The organism is Microseira sp. BLCC-F43 (assembly GCF_041929235.1).
Classification (GTDB): Bacteria; Cyanobacteriota; Cyanobacteriia; order Cyanobacteriales; family Aerosakkonemataceae; genus Microseira.
Genome location: NZ_JBHFNP010000088.1, coordinates 1 through 23,260, shown reverse-complemented (window position 1 = coordinate 23,260; position 23,260 = coordinate 1). Strand labels below are relative to the sequence as shown.

At 45.1% G+C, this 23,260-nt stretch carries 14 protein-coding genes; 7 read left to right on the top strand and 7 right to left on the bottom strand.

Going from position 1 to position 23,260, the window contains the following annotated elements:
* Positions 1-5: 5 nt before the first annotated feature.
* From ACE1CM_RS13435 to ACE1CM_RS13420, 4 genes are all read left to right on the top strand, one after another.
* Positions 6-2,630 carry a glucosidase gene (locus tag ACE1CM_RS13435; RefSeq protein ID WP_374878026.1) on the top strand — a complete coding sequence of 875 codons (2,625 nt, stop codon included), beginning with the start codon at positions 6-8 and terminating at the stop codon, positions 2,628-2,630.
* A gap of 309 nt (positions 2,631-2,939) precedes the next feature.
* Entirely contained in the window at positions 2,940-3,551 is a 612-nt protein-coding gene (locus ACE1CM_RS13430; RefSeq protein ID WP_374878024.1) for a hypothetical protein, read from the top strand.
* Positions 3,552-3,609: 58 nt separating this feature from the next.
* On the top strand, positions 3,610-4,272 hold the full coding sequence (locus tag ACE1CM_RS13425; protein WP_374878023.1) for an SAM-dependent methyltransferase: 663 nt from the start codon (positions 3,610-3,612) through the stop codon (positions 4,270-4,272).
* A 75-nt stretch (positions 4,273-4,347) separates the two neighbouring features.
* Entirely contained in the window at positions 4,348-5,157 is an 810-nt protein-coding gene (locus tag ACE1CM_RS13420) for an SDR family oxidoreductase (RefSeq protein WP_374878022.1), read from the top strand.
* Positions 5,158-5,732: 575 nt separating this feature from the next.
* Here ACE1CM_RS13420 and ACE1CM_RS13415 read toward each other — a convergent pair.
* The 3 genes from ACE1CM_RS13415 to ACE1CM_RS13405 form a co-directional block, all read right to left on the bottom strand.
* Entirely contained in the window at positions 5,733-5,951 is a 219-nt protein-coding gene (locus ACE1CM_RS13415; RefSeq protein ID WP_374878020.1) for a hypothetical protein, read from the bottom strand.
* A 182-nt stretch (positions 5,952-6,133) separates the two neighbouring features.
* On the bottom strand, positions 6,134-6,508 hold the full coding sequence (locus tag ACE1CM_RS13410; RefSeq protein ID WP_374878019.1) for a PEP-CTERM sorting domain-containing protein: 375 nt from the start codon (positions 6,506-6,508) through the stop codon (positions 6,134-6,136).
* A 161-nt stretch (positions 6,509-6,669) separates the two neighbouring features.
* Entirely contained in the window at positions 6,670-6,969 is a 300-nt protein-coding gene (locus ACE1CM_RS13405) for a hypothetical protein (RefSeq protein ID WP_374878017.1), read from the bottom strand.
* A gap of 229 nt (positions 6,970-7,198) precedes the next feature.
* Between ACE1CM_RS13405 and ACE1CM_RS13400 the strand changes: the two genes are divergently transcribed.
* Entirely contained in the window at positions 7,199-12,415 is a 5,217-nt protein-coding gene (locus ACE1CM_RS13400; RefSeq protein WP_374878015.1) for a PAS domain S-box protein, read from the top strand.
* A 176-nt stretch (positions 12,416-12,591) separates the two neighbouring features.
* On the opposite strand, the gene crtW is transcribed toward ACE1CM_RS13400, so the two are convergent.
* Positions 12,592-13,329 carry a beta-carotene ketolase CrtW gene (crtW, locus tag ACE1CM_RS13395; protein WP_374878013.1) on the bottom strand — a complete coding sequence of 246 codons (738 nt, stop codon included), beginning with the start codon at positions 13,327-13,329 and terminating at the stop codon, positions 12,592-12,594.
* 294 nt (positions 13,330-13,623) lie between these two features.
* On the opposite strand from crtW, the gene ACE1CM_RS13390 reads away from it, so the two are divergent.
* On the top strand, positions 13,624-14,115 hold the full coding sequence (locus ACE1CM_RS13390) for a hypothetical protein (RefSeq protein ID WP_374878011.1): 492 nt from the start codon (positions 13,624-13,626) through the stop codon (positions 14,113-14,115).
* 110 nt (positions 14,116-14,225) lie between these two features.
* A complete protein-coding gene (locus ACE1CM_RS13385) occupies positions 14,226-15,407 on the top strand; it encodes an RNA-guided endonuclease InsQ/TnpB family protein (protein WP_374878009.1) in 1,182 nt (393 codons plus the stop codon).
* Between the two features lie 796 nt (positions 15,408-16,203).
* On the opposite strand, the gene psaB is transcribed toward ACE1CM_RS13385, so the two are convergent.
* The 3 genes from psaB to treZ form a co-directional block, all read right to left on the bottom strand.
* Positions 16,204-18,432, bottom strand: coding sequence for a photosystem I core protein PsaB (psaB, locus tag ACE1CM_RS13380; RefSeq protein ID WP_374878008.1), 2,229 nt, complete (start codon positions 18,430-18,432; stop codon positions 16,204-16,206).
* A gap of 1,112 nt (positions 18,433-19,544) precedes the next feature.
* Positions 19,545-20,975, bottom strand: a complete 1,431-nt coding sequence (locus ACE1CM_RS13375) for a hypothetical protein (RefSeq protein WP_374878006.1) — start codon at positions 20,973-20,975, stop codon at positions 19,545-19,547.
* A 120-nt stretch (positions 20,976-21,095) separates the two neighbouring features.
* A complete protein-coding gene (treZ, locus tag ACE1CM_RS13370; protein ID WP_374878004.1) occupies positions 21,096-22,937 on the bottom strand; it encodes a malto-oligosyltrehalose trehalohydrolase in 1,842 nt (613 codons plus the stop codon).
* Positions 22,938-23,260 lie beyond the last annotated feature (323 nt).

The window sequence follows — 23,260 nt, the reverse complement described above, 5'->3', positions numbered from 1 at the left end:
ACGAGATGACCGCAGAAGAAAAAAGACTCGAAGAAGACCGTACCCGTAAAGCTTATTGGCGCAGATGGGGGCCGTATTTAGCCGAACGTCAGTGGGGAACTGTGCGAGAAGATTATAGCTCTTATGGTACAGCTTGGGACTATTTTCCCCACGACCATGCTCGCTCTCGCGCCTATCGTTGGGGGGAAGATGGGATTGCGGGAATTTCGGATAATCATCAAAGGCTGTGTTTTGCGATCGCACTCTGGAATGGTTCCGATCCCATCGTCAAAGAACGGCTATTTGGACTATCTGGTCCTGAAGGCAATCATGGCGAAGATGTTAAAGAATATTACTTTTATCTTGACAACACGCCCAGCCATGCCTACATGAAATACCTTTACAAATATCCCCAAAAGGCATTTCCTTACACTCAATTAGTTCAAGAAAATCAGCGGCGAGGTTATCGCGATCCAGAATTTGAATTAGTCGATACAGGGGTTTTTGACAATAACGAATACTTCGACGTATTTGTTGAATATGCCAAAGCATCAGACGAAGATATACTTATTCAAATTACTGTTGTCAATCAAGGTAATGAAACAAAAAATCTACATATTTTGCCTACGCTTTGGTTTCGCAACACCTGGTCTTGGGAAGAAAATGCTAAAAAACCAATCCTGAGAAAATCTCAATCCAACGTCATCGATGCCTTTCATCCCACTTTAGGGCAACGCTGTCTCTACTGTGAGAATGCTAAAACTCTTTTATTTACTGAAAACGAAACGAATTACGAGCGGCTTTTTGGCATTAAAAACTATTCTCCCTATGTCAAAGATGGAATTAACGATTGCATTGTCAACAATCAAACAGAGGCAGTGAATCCCGAACAAATAGGAACCAAAGCAGCAGCAGATTACGAATTAACCATCGGGGCGGGAGAAACCCAAATTCTGCGGCTGCGCTTAACAGACAATACCGAATTATTAGAACCTTTTGGGACAGATTTTGAGGTAATTTTTCACCAGCGAAAACAAGAAGCAGATGAATTTTATCAACGGATTTCCCCAGGGAATTTCTCAGAAGATGACCGCAACGTACAACGACAAGCATTTGCTAGTTTGCTGTGGACAAAGCAGTATTATCACTATGTGGTGGAAGACTGGCTAAACGGCGATCCTAACCAACCCCCTCCTGAGCGACAGTATCAGCGAAATCAAGAATGGATGCATCTTTATAATGATGACATTATTTCCATGCCAGATAAGTGGGAATTTCCCTGGTTTGCTGCTTGGGATCTGGCATTTCATACAATCCCACTGGCAAGGATTGACCCTGATTTTGCCAAGCGCCAACTAGATCGACTGACGCGGGAATGGTATATGCATCCCAATGGACAAATTCCCGCCTACGAGTGGCATTTTAGCGATGTGAATCCTCCCGTTCATGCCTGGGGAACTTGGCGCGTTTATCAAATTGAGCAGGAAGTTTATGGTCGTGGCGATACAGACTTTCTAGAAAGAGTCTTTCAAAAATTGCTGCTGAATTTTACCTGGTGGGTTAACCGGAAAGACAATAATGGAAACAACGTCTTTCAGGGAGGATTTTTAGGGTTAGATAACATCGGTATTTTTGACCGCAGTTACGAGTTGCCGACGGGTGGACATATTGACCAATCTGACGGGACAAGTTGGATGGGAATGTATTGCTTGAACATGCTGGCTATGGCTCTGGAATTAGCCAAAAATAACCCAACTTACGAAGATATTGCCAGCAAGTTTTTCGAGCATTTTCTTTATATCGCCGATGGGATGAATCATATCGGTGAAACCAATATTCACTTGTGGGATGACACCGACCAATTTTTCTATGATGTGTTGCACTTACCTCACGGCGCAAGACACCATCTCAAAGTGCGTTCGATGGTGGGATTAGTTCCCCTGTTTGCAGTGGAAACCCTCGAGCAAAATACCTTAGAGAGGTTCCCAGGTTTTAGGCAACGGTTTGAATGGTTTATTAACAATCGCCCCAACCTGCAAAAAAATATCGCTTGTTTAGAAATACCAGGAATCGGAGCTAGAAGATTGCTTGCCATTGTCAACCCGGAAAAACTCAAATCAATCTTGCAAAGAATGTTAGATGAAACTGAGTTTTTGAGTCCCTATGGCATCCGATCTGTTTCCAAATACCATGCCGACCATCCCTACATTTTTGAAATTGACGGACAGCCTTATCGGGTTGATTACGAACCCGCAGAATCTACCAGCGGGATGTTTGGTGGAAATTCTAACTGGCGTGGCCCAGTTTGGTTTCCCATGAATTACTTAATTATTGAGTCCTTGCAAAAGTTATACCGTTACTTGGGGGATGAGTTTAAAGTTGAATGCCCCACAAGATCTGGTCAATTCATGAATTTAACAGAAGTGGCAACAGAACTCTCCCATCGACTGATGAGGATTTTCTTAAAAAATGGTACAAATCATCGCCCCGTTCATGGTGGCAATTACCTGTTTCAAACCGATCCTCACTGGCGCGATCTGATTCTGTTTTACGAGTACTTCCACGGCGATAATGGTGCTGGGTTGGGAGCCAATCATCAAACAGGTTGGACTGGTTTGGTGGCAAGTTTGATCCGCAACTGCAATTCTTAACTTTGCGGATTCTAAATCTCTGTGGGTTGGTGCGTTACGCTATCGCTAACGCACCTACATGGAGAGACTAAATCTCATCGGTGGTGCGTTACGCTATCGCTAACGCACCCTACATCGAGAGATTTAAGGGTAATTTCTGAATCTCAATATCACTGGTTTGTCACTTTCAGGTCACATTTGTTTTTGACCTTAAAGATAGGGAGTTGAATAAACTTCTCCCAAAACTCTTGTGGGATAGGCAAACTCTTGTGGGATAGGCGTCCCGCCTGTCTTTAAACTTTTCAACCGTTGTTTATGGTGATTTTAGTCATGAATACTCGTTTTTTGCAAGGCACTTGCTCTCTAGCTAGCCTTACTATTGCAATCGTTGCTTTGAGCGGATTCTCAGCACAAGCTCAAACTAGGAAAAATGCTGCGGCACCTGCACGCGTTCCGGGTACGGCAAGTACTTCTAGCTCTGGGTTGCGGACTCAACGTCAGGTAGCACAAAATGTTGCGCCTGGTAGAACTACTCTTTCTGGTCCGAGCTACATTGGCATCGGTGGAAATCTCATCGGTTTTGGGGGCGATTCACCTCTGAGCGAAAGGTCTTTTGCGATTATCAGCAAGATTGGTTTAACTAACAATTTGTCTTTGCGTCCCTCGGTTTTGGTTACCGATACTCCTCCAGTTTTTTTAGTGCCGCTGACTGTTGATTTTCCAGTCCAGTCAGTCACTCCAAATGGACAAATTAATCTCGCTCCTTATCTGGGTGGGGGAGCTGTAGTTTCAACAAATGATGGTGCTAAAGCTGGCTTTCTATTGACAGGGGGTATAGATGTGCCGCTGTCGCCTCGATTTACAGCAAATGCTGCGGCAAATGTCGGTTTTATTGATGGAGCAGAAGTCGGTCTAACAGTGGGCGTTGGTTACAACTTTTAAGCGATGCAAGCATTTTGCATGAGAGCGAAACGGCAAAACTTGAACAGGAAAAAAGACTATGGGATGGCGACGAATCTTACTGTTACTGATTACAGGAACGAGCGTTGCGAGTTTGGGACTTGTTGGATGCACAACTGGGGAACGCAACTTTGAAGCAGAAGCTCAAGCTCCAGTTACTTCCACTCCAATTCAAACACCTGCACCCGCGCTTCCACCCCAAGAAAGGGAAGCAGATGTCCCCTTTGTCCCAACGCCACAATCAGTTGTGAACGCCATGCTGGAACTGGCAAAGGTCGGTCCAAATGATGTGCTGTACGACCTCGGTAGCGGCGATGGGCGAATTCCGATTACAGCGGTGCAGAAATACGGCGCGAGTCGTGCTACCGGCGTGGACATTAATCCCCAACTCGTGCAGCAAAGTCGAAATAATGCTCAGACTGCGGGAGTAAGCTCGCGCGTCGAATTCCGGCAACAAGACTTGTTCAAAACCGACTTGAGCAACGCAACTGTAGTGACGCTTTATCTGCTGCAAGATGTCAATTTAAGACTGCGACCCAAGTTGTTGCAAGAACTCAAACCCGGTACTCGTATTGTCTCCCACAATTACACAATGGGCGACTGGAAACCAGAGCGGGTAGTGCAAATGGAATCAGAAGGAGACCGCCAGCACACGCTTTATTACTGGGTCGTGCCTGAAAACGTTCCAGAAAATTTGCGATAAACTTGCAATTTCCCATTAGCAATTAGCAATTAGCAATCAGCATTTGTTTTCTGTTCTATTACTGGGAGAAACATCATGAAAGGATTGAAAAATAAGAATGCCCTAATTACAGGCGGAAGTTCGGGCATCGGTCAGGCAATAGCTATCCGCCTTGCCCAAGAAGGTTGCAACATTGCCATCAACTATCGCTCCAGTCCGGAAGGGGCCCAAGATACCGAAGAAATGGCGATGCAAAAGGCATGTGGAGACATCGAAAATTGTGGTGTTAAGTCTCTGTTAATTCAAGGCGATGTCTCCAAAGAAGAAGACATTATCAGAATGGTCAATACGGTAGTTGAGAAATTTGGCAGTTTAGATATTTTGCTCAACAATGCCGGAATTCAAATCGAATGCCCATCTCACGAAATTCCCACAGCAGACTTTGACCGGGTGATTGGAGTCAACCTGCGGGGTGCTTATCTATGCGCCCGCGAATCTATCAAACACTTTCTATCCCAAAACAGTCCAGGGATTATTATCAATATTTCCAGCGTTCACGAAATTATTCCCAGACCGATGTATGTCAGCTATTCCATCAGTAAAGGCGGGATGGAAAATCTGACTAAAACATTGGCATTGGAATATGCAAACCGAGGCATTCGCGTCAACGCCATCGCCCCAGGCGCGACTATTACGCCGATTAATCAAGCTTGGATAGATGACCCCCAAAAAAAGGCTGTTGTAGAAAGTCACATTCCGATGGGGCGCGCTGGTACTTCCGAAGAAATGGCGGCAGCAGTGGCTTTTTTAGCGTCTGATGAAGCGGCTTATATTACCGGACAAACGCTGTTTATCGATGGTGGATTGACGCTTTATGCCGACTTCCGGGAAGCTTGGTCTGCTTGAATCATTAGATCAGATTGCTTTTCACCTTTGTTTCTGCGTATATCTCTCGTGACAAAGCGACGATTTTTCAGAGAAACTTTGGTGTTTGCCTAAGGTTTCAATCCAATTTGTGGTAGGGACACGGCATCAGTAAGTTTTATCCCCCGCTCAAACTTCTTCCGATGCCGTGTCCCTCCGGTGCGATGGGAAGAATGGAAAATTTTGAGTCGTAGGGACACGGCATCAATCGGTTTTGCGTTGCATCACAAGGCTAAAGGCCCCTGTGCTACTACTCACGTATGGGGGTGGCCCAGAAAAATCATCGCGGTCGGGGCACGGCATCAATCGGTTTTGCGTTGCATCACAAGGCTAAAGGCCCCTGTGCTACTACTAGGTCGAAACTTTGGCGATCGCCTCTTCTTGCGTAATATCATGTCCCTTCGTATCGGACTCGTATGGTTAATGGTGTTGTAGGGGCGGGTTTTACCGAAAACGTTTGAGACTGGGCGAATTGTCTTTATACGGGGATCTAGTCTGGCTTGAAACGGCTATAAACCCGGTTTCTTAAAGAAACCGGGTTTCTGAATCGCGCCAGTTCAATTAAAATAACAAGGAGAATTTTGCTGACGATTTAATAATTCGCGAGACTCTTGTTTTACCCAACCGTTCATTGCTGCTTGTTGCAACTCCATAAAGGCGATTAAATCTTCCGATGGGTATTTAGTTCTCAGGAGCGATCGCAATTTGTTTTCCGCGCTCACTGTCAGATATCCTGTCGTTAAAGCTTCTTTGACTAAATTGCTGATAGATGCCATATATATCTCCCCAATCAATGCCAGATTAGCTGCTTTTTTACCTTTGTTTCGCCCACAAACAGGCGAGTTGATTCACAAATTTAATAATTATACACTAATAAGGCTATGACGCGAGCCATCTCAAATAAAAATCTTTAAGCTTGTAGTTGCGCTGTCTTCCCGCTTAGCGCAACTACGAACCACTAGAAAGCCGGATGTTTTTTCCGCTTCAGTCGCGAACTTGCTGCGATCGCTGCAACGCCTAGCAATCCCAATACCGTACTCGGTTGCGGTACGCTTTTCTCAGTATCCGACTTGGGGGCTTGGTAAGTTGCACCCCAAATTTCGCTGTTTGTGCCGGTGATGTTGCGAACAAATGTACCTTGTCCGGTGACGGTATTGATGAAAATTTGTTGGCGATCTCTCGTATATCCAAACAAATTCCCATTCTCGAAGGTCAAGCCAAACACATGTTTAAAACCAATGTTGCCATCCCCAAGAACGAGGTAAGTAGAATTGGTTATATCGATGGAATACAAGCGATCTTTTCCGTATTGCCCGCCTTTAGAAATCGCCAATAATCGATTATTAGCAGCATCAAATACTAAATCCCCACTACTAACGCAAGTTGCTAGTTATCGGCGTTGCCAGCTTGCTAATTGCTAATATAGGATTTTTACCAATCTCGCCATTAGCCATTAGCCATTAGCCGCTCCCAGAGAGATAACTAGCAACTTATTCAAATCAACTTCTTACAACTCGCTGAAGCTAATTCCGAATAGCTTTCCAGTATCAGATATAGCGATATCTGTGAACGCAACCGCTCCGCTTGCAACTTGCGTAAATCGTCATTTGTAGATACGAAAGTCGCGGCTTGGGCAGCAGCCGATGTGCCAAATGCAACCATCGCACCCCCCAGGGATATTGATAATTTTTTGGCAGTCGCTTGATGATTGCTGTCAAAGCGGCGCTGTTGCGGGGAATTACCCATAATTCTGGTAACAGCCTGCAAAAATGTCGCTATTTTTTCAGGAATCATTTAATTTTCTCTTAAAGTAATTTAAGTGGTGTCTGTAGTTCTACGGTTATAAAATTAGGGAAGAATCGGGAAGAAGTAGGGAAGAACCGCAACTTGTAATAAAACGCAACATCCGGAGGCGGATCCTCGGAGATCTCGTTCCCAGGCTCTTGCCTGGGAACGAGTGCCGAGAGGCTCTGCCTCTGGCTTGATCAAACGCCAAAACGCAATGGTAGCTGGGGTGTGTGCAATGAGCGCGAATTTAGCTGTGTTGGTGGAACAAATGCAAGTGGCGTTGGATGCGATCGCGCCAGCCGTCGTTTTCTGCAATGCACGCAAGCAAGTGCAGTGGTGCAATGCGTCGTTTGAACAATTGGTCGCTCGCCCGCACAGCAGTATCATCGGACACAAGTTATTAGAGGTGGTACCGCTTCCAAAAGCCCGAAAAGCCGTTCGTAGATGCTTGAAACGCAGTAGCAAAGTGACTCAGGGGGAGTACGAAATTACAGAGTATGAATTTCAGCCGTCTGGAAGAGACCCGGTTTCTGTGCTGGAAATTTCTGGTAGCTGGAGCGCGATTGGGGACGATCGCCAACGCGCCGAAGCCGGATTAAAAGCCAGCGAAACCAAGTTGCGCGCCATCGTAGAAAATGCCAATGATATCTTTGTCCTGATCGACACTGCAACGGGAAAGTTATGCTACATTTCGCCTAAAGTTTCAGATTTAATGGGATATACTCCGGATGAAATGGAGGGTCGATCTTTTGAACCCTTCGTCCATCCCGATGACATATCCAAGTGTCAGGAAGCCTTCAACCGAGTCGTAACAACAGGGGAAAAACAATTAGGAGTTGAACAGCGCGTCAGACATAAAAATGGCAGTTGGAGATGGCATGTTTTTAACGCATCTACTTTACGAGATGAAGAGGGAAACTTGCTGATCGTTGCGAGTGGGTGGGATATCACCGAACGGAAACTAGCAGAAGAAGCGTTGCGAGAAAGTGAATTTAAGTTCCGCACCATTGTCGAGAACGTTAACGATTTGATGTTTATCGTTTACCCGGATGGGTTGGTATCCTACGTTTCTCCTAATGTTTTGCATGTCATGGGTTACTCTCCGGAGGAACTGGTAGGTAATTACATGCCTGCCGTGCATCCTGATCACGAGGAAAAAGTTTTAGATGCTTTCAACCAAGTGTTAACAACGGGTGAAAAGTATTCTGGACTTGAGTATCGAGTTCAATATAAAGATGGTACTTGGGCATGGCATATTAGTAATCTTGCTTTAGCGCAAGATGCTAATGGTAAAAAAGTAATTGTTGGTGTAGGGCTGGATATAAGCGAACAGCAAGCTGCGCTGCGCAAACGCAAACAAGCAGAAGAAGCTTTAAAAGCATCAGAAGCGAAACTCAATATGATTCTCAGCAGTGCGCGTGGTGCTGTTAGCCATTACCGCAATTACAGCAATCGGGTATGGGAAGTCGAATATCATTCACAGGGATGTGTTTGGGTTTGGGGTTATACGGCTGAAGAATTAATGGCAGATCAATACTTGTTTGCATCGCGGATGCACCCGGATGACTGGCAAGAAATGCTGCAAAATGTCTTTGATTATATTTTTACCGAACGCACTTATGAATGCGAGTATCGCTATTTCCATCCAGATGGAAGTCTGCGCTGGATTTCCCTGACTTTGAGTTCGGTTCGAGATGATGCGACAGACTGTTGGAGAACAACGGGAATTTCCATTGATATTACCGACAATAAACGTGCAGAAGCAGCTTTAATCGCTTCAGAAACCAGACTCACAACAATTCTTAATCGGGCGTTGGCTGTCATCTCTAGAGTGAGGATTTATGATGATGGTGAATGGGAATTTGAATATTGTTCTCCTGCCAGTATTCAGCTTTGGGGCTATGCGCCAGAAGCGATAATTGCTGACAAAAATATTTTCGGTTCGCGCATAGTGCCGGAAGATTTTGCAGTTCTCAATCAACAAGGTGTTGCATCTGTTTTTGTCGGGGAAGCTTGCGAAGGCGAGTATCGGTACAACCACCCGGATGGCAGATTGCGCTGGTTTGCTTTTAGCTTTAGCCCTGAGCGAGATGCAGCGGCAAATTGTTGGATGGCGACGGTAATTTCTAGCGATATTACTGCTCGCAAATCAGCCGAAGCTGCTTTAGCTGAAAGTGAGGAAAGATATCGTCAAATTATCGAAACGGCACAAGAAGGAATCTGGGAAATAGACGCGGATGGGATTACTACTTTTGTCAATCCTAAAATGGCCGATCTACTGGGTTATAAGGTGGCTGAAACCATCGGTCAGCCAATATTTAATTTTATGGATGAAGAATACATTGCGTACGCATCCCAATATCTAGAACGTCGTCGTCAAGGAATTGAAGAACAACACGATTTTAAATTCCGTCGCCAAGATGGCTCTGATTTGTGGGCAATTGTCTCTGGCAATCCACTCCAAAACGAGAAAGGAGAATTTATAGGCGCGTTAGCCACAATCACCGATATTACAGAGCGAATTCAGGCAGAAGAAGCGTTGCGACTTTCTGAAGCGAGATTAAGGGCGCTTTACGAATCGATTAGTTCTGCAATTGTACTGGGGAATTCGACGGGAATTGTGGATTGTAATAGTGCAGCAGAACGACTTTTTGGCTGTTCTCGTGCAGAAATGATTGGCAAGCATGTTTCTCTATTTTCATCTCCCATCCAGCCAAATGGTGAAGATGCTTATACACTTGCCAATCAAACGATCGGGTTAGCTTTAGAAAAAGGCAATTATACTTTTGAATGGATGCACCGTCGCGCGGATGGGGTGGATTTTCCGGCAGAAGTTTGTTTAACAGCAGTGGATGTAGGCGCGAACAAATACGTCCAAGCGATTGTGCAAGATTTGAGCGATCGCAAGCAAGCAGAAGCTGCTTTAGCACAACGGGCAAGTCTAGCCGCATTTCGCGCCGATGTCGGTAGCGCACTCGGAATGAGCGATAGTTTATTAGTCATGCTCAATCGCTGTGCAAAGGCGGCAGTCAAACATTTAAATATTACTTGCGCGCGCATTTGGACGATCAACGCCACAGAAAATATCTTCGAGTTACAAGCGAATGCAGGCAGCAATACTCGCTCTAATGCTGCTTACAATCGCATACCTTTTCACAAATTCTTCCCCAATCAATCGCAAAAGCTTTCTAGCAATAACGCCATCCTCAAAAATCGAGCCATTGTCAATCCGAATTGGGTGCAGCGCGAGGGAATTGTTGCTGCTGCCAGCTATCCCCTGATGTTAGAGTCAGAAATATTAGGAATGCTGGTGATTTTTTCCAAATCAGAATTAACCGAATCTACCCTCGAAGCATTGCACTTTGCAGCTAGAGAAATTGCCTTAGGCATCAAGCGCAAACAAGCTGAAGCCGCACTCCAGCGTCGCGCCCAAATTGATAGCCTGCTGAGCAGTATTTCCAGGCAGTTTATCGACTCTGATGCAGACGCGGCGATTCATTTTACATTAGAAGCGATCGCTAAGTTCATCAATGCCGAACGCCTCTGCATTTTTGAGTATGCAGAAAACCAAGAACGATACCGCTTGCTTTACGATTGGTGTGCGGCTGGAATTCAAGTTTTTGGCAATTGCCATCAGAATACTGAGGCTTCCATTAACGTTTGTTCTTGGTTGAATCACCAGATGCTTAACGGTCGAGTCGTCGCCCTTTCTCATCTAGACGAACTGCCACCAGACGCAACAGAAACCCGAGCATCTTTTGAAACACAATTGATTAAATCTTGCCTGAATGTCCCCATGATTCACGCTGGCAAAGTGGTCGGTTATATCGGTGCAGATGCCATGCGGTTTGCCAAAACTTGGAGTCAAGATGATATTAATTTAGTCAGATTGGTAGGAGAAATCATCGCCATCGGACGCGCCAGACATCAAGCCGAATCTGCTTTAAAAGTTGCCAAAGAAACCGCCGAAAATGCCAGCAGATCTAAGAGTATTTTCTTAGCAAATATGAGTCACGAACTCCGCACCCCGCTAAACGCCATTCTCGGTTTTTCCCAATTAATGGAACGAGACCCCGCCATCACCTCCCGTCAGCGAGAATTCCTGGGAATTATTAACCGCAGCGGCGAACACTTGCTCGCTCTGATCGATGATGTGTTAGAAATGTCCAAAATTGAGGCAGGGCGAATCGTTTTAAATCCGGCTCCATTTAACTTGCATTTTTTATTAGAAACCTTGCAAGAAATGTTTCAAATTCGCACCCAAAGCAAGCAATTATTCCTGGAGTTTGATATCGCCCCCGACTTGCCGCAAGTTGTTGTCACCGATGAAGGTAAATTGCGGCAAGTGTTAATTAATTTATTGGGAAATGCGGTTAAATTTACCCAAACCGGAGGCATCACGTTGCGGGCATTTGCCGAGCGAACCCAAACCGTTAACCCTCAACTATTTTTTGAAATAGAAGATACCGGCAAAGGCATTGCCCCCGAAGAAATGGATCGCCTCTTCCAACCTTTTGTCCAAACCGAAAGCGGAATTAAATCAAAAGAAGGGACTGGTTTAGGATTGACAATTAGCAGACAATACGTGCAACTAATGGGAGGAAATATCGATTGCAATAGTGTCTTGAGTGAAGGGTCGATTTTCAGTTTTGATCTGCCAGTCACGTTAGCTAAAGCCGGGGAAATTATTGCCCAATCTACGACCAAAGGGCGAGTCATTCAACTGGCTCCAAATCAACCATTATACCGCATTTTAGTTGTAGATGACCGGCAAGAAAATTGCCAATTACTATTACGATTGCTGCAAACGGTGGGATTTGAAACGAGAAGTGCGGCGAATGGAGAAGAAGCGATCGCAATTTGGCAGCAGTGGCATCCTCATCTAATCTGGATGGACATGCGAATGCCTCTAATGGACGGCTACGAAGCTACTAGGCAAATAAAAGCCATGCAGCGTAGCACAGGCGTCTCGCCTGTGGGAGCTCTTGAGCAGCGTAGCACAGGCGTCTCGCCTGTGGGAGCTCTTGAGGAAAATTACTTTCCTAATACTTTCATTATTGCTTTAACCGCGAGTGGGTTTGAAGAACAACAAGCCAATGTTTTTGCAGCGGGATGCGATGACTTTGTTCGCAAACCTTTTAGAGAACAAGTGATATTTGATAAACTGGCTCAATATTTGGGAGTAGAATATATTTACGAACAGCCACCAGTAGAAAACTCTCTAACTCCAGCTAACAGTCAAATCGAGCAACTTGATGGTATTGCAGAAATGCCTTCAGAATGGATTGAACAATTGTATCAAGCAGCGATCGCAGTTGATGGGGATATGATTTCCCAACTGATCGATCAAATTCCTTCTACTCACAGAAGTTTAGCAAAAGAATTGAGTACGCTGGTATATAATTTCTGCTTTGATGAAATTATGACAATGATTGAAACTTGTTGCGGCTAATGGCTAATGGCTAATGGCTCAATCGGGAAATTTTAGTAACAGCAAAAGCCCAACAATCAGAGCGAGAAAACTTTGCCAATTTGGAAGTTGCTGCTGTTTTCGCCAAACCTTTTCGTCCGTTGCTATTAGCCGAGCAGATCTGCATCGCACTCGGCTGGATCTAGGTAAATTATGCACTAACAGTTGTGCCGTTCGCGCACTTCGGGCAACTTCCACCAAGGAACATTAGGATATTGGTGATGTTCCTCGTGATAGCCAAAATTATAGCAAGTGATAAACGACCACCAAACGGGAAATGAAGTACTTTTGGCGCGATGAGGATTTGTATATCCCTCTTCTGGCTCTTGGTGGGTCAAAAAGGTGCCAAAATAAAACAATTGCACCGAACTCAAAAGTGAAGGAATTATCCAAAATAAAGCGATGTTCGCAATGGGAATCTGGATCGCAAGAATAATGAAGATTAAATTCAACCCCATTAGTCTTGTCCAACTCCAGTAATTTTTCATGAAATAGAGATACCACCTAAAAAAGTCTTTGTGCTTGAGGTCGTGGAAATCTGGATCTTTTTCGCTAGAAGGAAAGCGATGGTGCAAATGATGCTTTTTCAACAATTCTTTGTAAGAAAATAGTCCATAAACCAATAAGGCTAGTGACCCTACAAAGTTATTAATTCTGGGGTCTTTAGGATAAACCACCCCATGCATGGCATCGTGAGCCGTAATAAATAAACCTGTATATAAAAAGGTTTGTAAAACCAAACCAACCCCTATCCAAAAAATAGGAACTTGAGAAAGAGCGACGGAGAGTAGAAAAATTAGACTAATCGCCCATAAACTAATGATGGAAACAGCGATCGCTAGTCCTTTAATAGATTCTTCATCCACAGAGACCGAGGTAAATTTGATTGATTGCACGCCTTTTACCCGCTTTATTACGCTTTGTTACGGCTTCATCTTAACCACCCATTCCAGCGATAATGTCTATCTATAGTGTCAAAATATCACCCTTTCTTAAGACCGATATTTGTGCTGGATAAAATGTTGGTTCGACCACGCTTTCTGTAGGGATTTTGTTGATTTAGCAAGCGATCAATTGCTGAGTTCGTAGGCTACATCGCTAGAGGGATGAAACATCTAAATTTACTAATAAAAATATTAAGAAAAGACGAAAGTTTTAATATGAGTCTGACATGGTAGCAGGAAGAAAATATGGTTGCGAACGCTAAAAAACGTGCTTTTGGCATATTCCCCAGCCGTAAAGCCGCAGAGCAAGCAATAAATGAATTAAAAGCTGGCAATTTTCCCATGGAGAACGTTTCCGTCATTGCCAAACAAGCCGCAGAAAATGCTCAACTTAGTGGTGTAACAATGAGCGATCGCATCGGCGATCGAGATGTAGATTCCACAGGAGCAATGGGAGACGCCGTTACGTGTGCTACCTGGGGTACTGTTTTAGTCGGTTTGACCAGTTTAGCCCTTCCCGGTATCGGTCCCATCCTAGCCGCTGGTAGCCTCGGCGTAGGGTTGCTTACAGGTGTCGCAGGTACGGCGCTGACTGTAGCCAATAGCGGTGGTTTGGTGAAAGCACTAACTGAGTTGGGTATTGACGAACAGCAAGCGAGAACTTATAGCGATCGCCTGATCCAAGGTTATTATTTAGCTTGTAGCCGGGAAGCCCCGCACTCTACCCCGCAGGGGTGAGTGTCGGGATGAAAGGCGCGTGACTTCGCGGTAGCGAAGGAACAATAACCTTTCCCACTCGTCTAGGAAATGTGTTATCATAATTCAAGAAGCGTGATAAAGGTCGAATCATGTTGAAAGCAGTCAAGGTCAGAATCTATCCCACTGATGGGCAGCAAGCGTATCTAGCAAGAGCGTTTGGTTGTTGTCGATGGGTGTGGAATCGATCGCTTGCCATTATGTCTGAAACCTACAAGGAGACGGGCAAAGGTGTTTCTGCTTATGACATGAAAAAACAACTTCCAATCTGGAAAAAAGAGTTTGAATGGCTTAGTGAATGTTATTCGCAGTGTCTTCAATCTTCCGTCCTAAACCTGTCTCAAGCTTTTATCAACTTCTTTGACGGTCGCGTTAAATATCCGACATTCAAATCAAAGTATGGGCGGCAGTCGATTCAGTTTCCCGCTAACGTCAAAATTGAAAGTGAATCGCTCATCAAGTTTCCTGGCTATTTGGGGAAGGTGAGTGCAAAAATTCACCGGACATTTGAAGGAAAATTAAAAAATGTCACTGTTTCCAAAATGCCGGACGGTCGCTATTATGCTTCACTTTTGTTTGACGATAGAACTGCAAAACCTGAAGAGAACAAAGAAGGGAAAGCAATAGGGATTGACCAGGGATTAACGCATTTTGCGGTCACATCAGATAAATCAAAATACAACAATCCAAAGCACCTTAAAAAGCACGAAAAGAACCTGAAGCGTAAGCAGCGCAAACTATCGCGCAAAAAGAACAAAGCAACTAAACGTTACCAAAAAGCTCGAAAGTTGCTGGCTAAAGTGCATTCTAAGATTTCACGGGTAAGAGAGGATTTTTTACACAAGCTATCCCGCAAAATAGTGAACGAAAACCAAGTTATTTGTGTAGAGGATCTGGCAGTTAAGAACATGGTGAGAAACCACAACCTAGCCAAAGCTATTTCAGATGTGGGCTGGGGAATGTTCTGTACCATGCTCAAATACAAAGGAGAGATGGAAGGAAAGATTTACATCGAAGTCGATCGCTTCTTTCCCTCTTCTCACCTCTGCTCCGAAACACTCTTACCAATCCCCAAAATGGGGCTGGATATCCGATCGTTTGATTGCCCTCATTGTGGTAAAACGCACGATCGAGATGTCAATGCTGCCATTAACATCAAAAATGAAGGCTTGCGGATACTGGTCTCAGGAAGTGGGACTACTGCTCACGGAGGGAGTGTAAGACCAAAGCGGCATGGGCGTAAGTCTACTGCTGCGGCGGCAACTCCCGCTTGAACTGAGAAGCCCGCGCTCAACCGTTGGTGAGCGTCGGGTACTTCACTCATCGTAGATGGGACCGATGAAGAAATTAATCGTGCTGGAGAAATTTTTAGCCAGCAGGGCATTCAAAATTGGGGCATTTTTGGTTAATTAGTCCGTTGTGTAGGGGCTTTATGCAATCATCGACTGTTTCACTAAACCTCTTGCAAAAATATTGAACCCGCCAGGGAATAAATTCCCACAGCGAGTAGCTCAAGTCCGTTAAAACGGACTGGTTTGATTAGATTTAGTCGGTTAAAACCGACTTCAGCTATTAGCCCGGCAATTTATTTCCGGGCGGGTTGTAGCAAGAGAACTCAGTCTCTCCTCATAGCTCAATTGCCTTAAACTTGACTGGTTTGATTAGATTTAGTCGGTTAAAACCGACTTCAGCTACTCGCTGTGGAAATTTATTTCCGGGCGGGTTGTAGACTTTTGCCCCGTTTCCTGACTACTGACGCTTTTGTTGTGAGGTGCAAATAATTTGAATTCAATTTTGTTGAGCATAAAGTTTTTTGAGCGATGAAGCGCGCTCATCTCCAAATGCTTAAAACGAGAATATTTATCTAAAATACCCGTCTCTGCAATTTCGGTAAACTTGAAAAAAGCCGATTTTTTAAAGGTTTTATAAAGTTTTATCTATAAATAAAAATTAAGAAGGGCTGTTTGCCACAGCCCCGAACTTGATGAAAGATTCCTCTCCTTGTGAGAGGAATCAGTAGATGCAAGAATCCGCCATCCGGAATGCAGCGGAGTGTCAACCGCGACAAAATCAACCGAATTTACCCGCAGTGGAGGCAATGAGGAATGCCGCGAAGGTGAGGACAAAGCCAACGGTGAAGTGAACTAGACCCACCAACCAACCTTGAACGATGGACAAAGCAACAGGCTTATCCTTCCAGCGCACCAGGTTCGCCAGCGGCGTGCGTTCGTGCGCCCAGACGAGAGTTTCAATCAACTCTTGCCAATAACCGCGCCAGCTAATCAGGAACATGAAGCCAGTTGCCCAAACCAAGTGTCCGAAGAGGAACATCCAAGACCAGACAGACAGGTTACTCGTACCGTAGGGGTTGTATCCGTTGATTGTTTGCGCCGAATACAGCCAGAGATAGTCGCGGAACCAGCCCATGAGGTAGGTTGAAGACTCGTTGAACTGTGCCACATTCCCTTGCCAGATGCCCAACAGTTTCCAGTGGAAGTAGAAAGTCACCCAGGCAATCGTGTTGAGCATCCAGAAAATGGCGAGGTAGAAAGATTGCTCCCAAGCCGAAGTTTGGCAGGTGCCGCCCCGACCAGGGCCATCGCAGGGGAAGGTGAAGCCGAAGTCCTTTTTATCGGGCATCAGCTTGGTACCGCGCGCATCCAACGCACCCTTGACGCAAATCAGGGTAGTCGTGTGCAGACCGAGTGCGAAAGCGTGATGCACCAGAAAATCTCCCGGTCCAATCGTCAAAAACAGCGTGTTGGTGCTGTGATTAATCGCATCCAACCAGCCAGGTAACCAAACGTTACCGTGGTTTGGCCAAGCCGTTGTCGCAATGCTATCTGGGTTGGAAAGCAGGGTATCGAAGCCATACAGCAGCTTACCGTGCGCTGATTGGATGAACTGAGCAAACACCGGCTCGATCAAAATTTGCTTTTCTGGGGTGCCAAAGGCGACCACAACGTCGTTGTGGACGTATAACCCTAATGTATGGAAGCCCAAAAATAGCGATACCCACGATAAGTGAGATATTATCGCTTCTTTATGCTTCAGTACCCGATCCAAAACGTTGCCTTTATTTTGTTCTGGGTCGTAGTCCCGCACCCAGAAAATCGCACCGTGGGCAAATGCACCCACCATCAAAAAGCCTGCAATGTACTGGTGATGGGTATATAGCGCTGCTTGAGTGGTATAGTCAAACCCCATGAAGGCGTAAGGCGGCAGCGAATACATGTGTTGCGCTACCAACGACGCGGCGACTCCCAAAGCAGCGAGGTGAATTCCTAGCTGGAAGTGCAGCGAATTGTTATAGGTGTCGTACAGTCCGTGGTGGGGCAGGTTAAACTGACCTTCGGTTGGAGTGCCAAAGAAATTTTTGGAGTTGAGCATTTCTTTGATGCTGTGACCAATCCCCCAGTTTGTCCGGTACATGTGTCCGGCGATAATGAAGATGACTGCGATCGCTAAGTGATGGTGCGCCATATCCGTCAGCCACAAAGATTGCGTCTGGGGATGGAAGCCGCCCAAAAACGTCAAAATCGCAGTTCCAGCGCCAGTGGAAGTACCAAAAGCATGTTCGAGCGTATCAGGATCTTGGGCATAAACTCCCCAATTCCCCGTGAAAAACGGCGCTAAACCCGCCGGGTGGGGTCGCATCGTCAAGAAATTCTCCCAACCCACGTGAATTCCGCGAGATTCGGGAATCGCCACGTGAATTAAGTGACCCGTCCAAGCTAAGGAACTGACGCCAAACAACCCTGCCAGGTGGTGATTGAGCCGAGGTTCCGCACTCTTAAACCAAGTTAAGCTGGGACGGAATTTCGGCTGTAGGTGCAACCAACCCGCGAACAAGAAAAGTGCAGCTAGCAGCAGCAAGAACACCGAACCCTGATACAGGTCATTATTCGTCCGCATCCCGATGGTGTACCACCAGTGATAGACGCCAGAGTAAGCAATGTTAGCCGGATAGCTGACACCGCCTTGGGTGAAGGCATCAATTGCCGGTTTGCCGAAGTGCGGGTCCCAAATCGCGTGGGCGAGGGGACGCACGTTTATTGGATCTTTAATCCATAACTCAAAGTTACCTTGCCAAGCAACGTGGAATAGAAGGCTAGAAGTCCACAAGAAAATAATTGCCACGTGCCCAAAGTGAGTGGCAAAAATCTTTTGATAAAGACCTTCTTCGGTGATGCCATCGTGGCTTTCAAAATCGTGAGCCGTGGCAATTCCGTACCAGATGCGACGGGTAGTCGGGTCTTGAGCAAGGTCTTGGCTAAATTTGGGAAATTTTGTTGCCATGTACTTTACTGAATTCCTCCATTTAGCGAATGCGAATTGCTAGTCAATCGCGAGAATCAAAACGCTTGCCATAGGGAATCTCCCGCCAAATTAACAAACATTTGTTGGCGACTATCAGGATAAAAATCAGGGCTGACGCAGAATTACCCATTAGATTATTGTTAGCAACAGGTATTGTCGCTGCGTCAGCCCTGAAGAGTTTAATTCCCCAAGTTTTGTTTCATAAGGCAAGCTGGAATCCTTCTCTTTGAGAGAAGTTATTCACAAATTAACTGGTCGTACTTCTTCCTTCGTCTAACTAAAGTATGAGATTAATAGACTTCTGGCATAACTTCTTTTCAGACCGCCAGAGGTATAATGTTAAATCAGTTTGTATTCACAGCTACAAAGCGACTCCAGGGCACGACATAATTAACGTTTATCGTGGAATATGCCGCGCCCCTACTGGTATATTTTTTGATATGATGTCCGTTGAATTGCCCATAATAAAGAAACCTCACAGAGTCGTTGCGTAGGGACACGGCATCATAGATATCTCGGACAAATAGATAACTTTAATAATGCCGTGTCCCGGCTGCTAATTATGGGTAATCGACCGGACATCATATGATTCAAATAAACAGGAATTACGCAAAGTTTGTATATTTAACCCAAGTTGCTAGTTATAAAAGCGATCCCCCCAACCCCCCTTCCCAAGGGGGGCCCAAGAGTGCTTAACGTAAATTCCCCCCCTTAATAAGGGGGGCTGGGGGGATCTAAAACCAAGATTCCATAACTAGCAACTTGAGTTATTTAGATCTTGCACCAATCTCATACCCCGCCAGGGAATAAATTCCAAGGGCTTTTAGCGTAAGTCCGTTAAAACGGACTGGTTTGATGGCATTTAGTCGGTTTTAACCGACTTGTAGAGACGTTATATATAACTTGTAGAGACGTTATATATAACGTCTCTACAGTAATCCGGAAATTTATTTCCGGGCGGGTTGGGAGATTGCTGCAAGATCTGAATATACGTAGGGTGCTCTCTTCGAGCAGAGTACGGCACCATGAAATAGTTTAACCCTGACTAATCAGCAATGCCACGGGGAAGTGTTGTAAAATTTGCGAGATCGCTACCCTATCCCCCCAGAAACGGTTTGATTGGTAATCCCATCGCGCCAGGTAGACTGCACGCCTTGGGGCATTAGTAACTTAGTATCTGCCCAAACTTGCTCGCCTTGGGGCAATTCCCCTGGTTTTACTAGGGTGGTAAAGAAGCGAGGGGCGACGGAGATCGCCATTTTATCCCCAAAGCTTCTCGCAAACGCCACGACGCAATCCCTATACTTGCCAACCACATCCACAGGTTGGTAATCTCCTTGCTCAAAAACTGCCAAATTCTCTTTTCTTGCTTGCAGCACTTTGTGAGTTAAAAACAGCTTAATTCGCCCATCTTCCTTGCTAGACAATAGCTCATCGAGCAGTTGATGAATATCTGTCTGTGCTTTGTCTTTAATCTCCTTTAAATACTCGATTCGCCGTTCGTAATTTACCGGACGACGGTTATCTGGGTCAACCATACTCAAATCCCACAACTCGGTTCCCTGATAAGTATCGGGGACGCCTGGAGATGTATACTTCAGCAAAGTTTGGGAAAGCGAATTATAAATTCCATAGGTGGCTATCCACTTTTGGAAAGGCAGAAACTCTTTGATAAATTGATTCGAGTCAGAAGGATCTAAAACTTTCTCCACAAAAGCCAGAAATCCTGCTTCATAATCGCTATCGGGGCGCAACCAAGCCTTGTGCAGCTTCGCTTCTCGGATTGATTTAAGGATATAGTCTTTAACCCGCCCTAAAAATGATTCGTTCTCGCTTTCATCGAAGGGATACGCACCCAACAAACTTTGATAAAAGAAGTATTCGTCATTGGGAACCGGAACGGCTTTCCCTCGCACATAGCTTTTCTTGGGCAGGTTAATTTCGCTCCAATTTTTCACCTGTTTTTCCCATTCTTCGGGTATTTCTGAAAGCACTTGCAATCTTGCCCGCACATCTTCGCCGCGTTTAGTATCGTGGGTAGCCGTGGCGTTCATTTTATGAGGCCAAGCAACGTTTTGGTGTTGATTAAATTCGTGGAAATCTTCACCGGTGATGCCAAATTTACCCGGATATCCGCCTACTTCATTTAAAGCTAAATGTCGGTTATAAACGTAGAATAAGGTATCCTCAATTCCCTTTGCCATTAAAGGGCCACTTAGCTGTTGCATCCGCATCACGAAATGAAGTCGCTCGGCTCTTTCTTCTTCTGTTAGCGACTCTTCCCAGTCGAGCAAGAGCAATTTTTCGATATAATTTAGTTCGTTTAATAGGAGGGGAACTCGTTCTCTGGCTTGTGCGATCGCTTCCTGAATATAACCCCGATCTTGTTCGCTAAAACCATCTCCATTTACATAAGTCCGATAAACTGGAAAAACTCGCAGCACTTCCGCCAGCGCTCGTTTTAACCCATTGATGCTCCATGAATAGAATTGAATTCGGTAAGTTGCTGTAGTAATCCGCATAATTTAATTTGACTACACAATAATGTTTCCGTTCGTAGTTAGGACAAGAGTCCTGATTGATTAGCCGTTCGTAGTCAGGACAAGAGTCCTGATTTATGGTTTGAGGGACTAAAGTCCCTACTACGAACTTTGTGCTAATGTTTCTAATTCATAAAGCGCGAAACTTTGGGGACATATTGTTACTTCTTGAGCGTGAATTAGTTTTTCTGGCATTTTAGAACCCTCTCCCATCCATTTAGTATCGGCAGAATCTAATATCTTTCGCCATATTCCTCCGGGTGATGTTTGGCAGGTTACATCTTTTTGGTTGAAGTTCATGATGCAGAAGATTTGGTTTCCCATACTGTCGCGGCGGCGGAGGAAGATTAGCTTATCTTCCTCTACAGCAGATGCTTCTATATTTTGCTTATCCAGATTTTTCAAAACTGGCATTGTGCGGCGTAGCTGAATTAAATGTTGATGCAGTTCGAGCAAGACTTTGTGTTTGCCTTCTTGCCGTTTCTCCCATTTCAATTTAGATCGATCGAAGGCATCTTTACTGAAGATATCGATAAATTCTCCTTCGCTATAGAAGTCAGAAAAGTCTCGCTTTCTTCCCTGCCTTACCGCTTCGACTAAATCGGCATCTGTGTGACTGATAAAGTAGAGGAAAGGCGAATCTTCTCCGTATTCTTCCCCCATGAATAGCATCGGAATGTAAGGGGAAAGGAAGACAGCACCCGCAGTTAGTTTCAAAGCTTCAAAATCAACTAAATTCGAGAGTCGATCTCCTAACATTCTATTGCCGATTTGGTCGTGATTTTGGGCGAAAATGACAAATTGATTTCCCGAGCGATCTCCTGTCTCGCTCCCATAATATCTTTTCCGATATTGGGAATAGTTCCAGGTGTAAACAAAGCCTTCTTTAAAAGCTTTGGCTAGTTGTTCGCAGCTACCATAATCCTGATAAGATCCCCCCTGTTCTCCTGTCAGGACTGTATGCAAGGCGTGATGAAAATCATCGCTCCATTGAGCATCTATTCCATATCCGCCTAATTCTTTTTCGCGAATTACTCGCACGTCGTTTAAATCGCTTTCTCCTATTAGATAAAATTTCCTCCCTACCCGCATAGAAAGTTCATTTACTCGCTCTGCCAATTCTTGCAAGAAGTGTTTCGCCCCTAAGTCATAAATTGCGTTAATCGCATCCAATCGCAGCGCGTCAATATGGTAATTTTCCAACCAGTAAAGCGCGTTTTGGATAAAAAATTCCCGCACCCCGAAACTATAAATATCGTCAAAATTTATCGCCCTACCCCAAGGAGTTCTGTACATTTCTGTAAAATAAGGGCCAAACTGACTCGTGTAGTTTCCTTCCGGGCCAAAGTGGTTATAAACTACGTCCAGAATAATTGATAATCCTTCTTTATGCGCCGCGTCTACCAGCTTTTTCAATCCTTCGCTACCGCCGTAGGAATTTTGCGCCGCAAACGGATATACGCCATCATAACCCCAATTGCGATCGCCTGGAAATTGAGCCACGGGCATAATTTCAATTGCGTTCACCCCAAACTCGCGCAATTCCCTTAAGCGCGGTATAATTGCCAGGAACGTGCCTGCGGGTGTAAACGTGCCCACGTGCAGTTCGTACATTATCATTTCCTCTAAAGCAATACCCGACCAATCGGCGTCAGTCCAGTTCATTTTAGTATGATCGACTACTTCTGAAGCGCCGTGTACGTCTTTTGGTTGCGAGTGCGATGCTGGATCCGGAAAATCCTTTTCTCCGGCTATTTTGTAATAATAAAGCGTTCCCGGTTCAATATTTTCTGCCATTGTTGAAAAGTAACCCCGCTCGTCTTTTTGCATTGGCAAGAAGCGGTTTTCCGGAGATACAATTTGTACGGCTAAATCTTCGTGAGCCGGTGCCCAAACTGTAAATTCACAACGATTGTTACCAAGATAATTCGCTCCGATTTTCACTTTTTATCTCCTTATTTCATAATTAAAATATACCAGGACTTACCCATGACTAACCTATCACCTTTGTTTCCACCTAGCTCTCTAGTTTACAAATCAACGATTTTTCGTAGAAACCTGGATGGGTGCGCGTAAGTCCTGTATAGGTAAGTTGAATTTAGACCTTGCCTGTTAAACAGAGCGAGGTGAACTACCTACGCTCCCCTATCGGGTGAACGTAGGCTTCCCAATTCACGGGGAGTTGCCTCATCAGTAGTGGACTTACGTCCAAACCGCTTTGGTCTTACACTCCCTCCAAGGGCAGAAGCGCTGGTTCCCAACGCCAA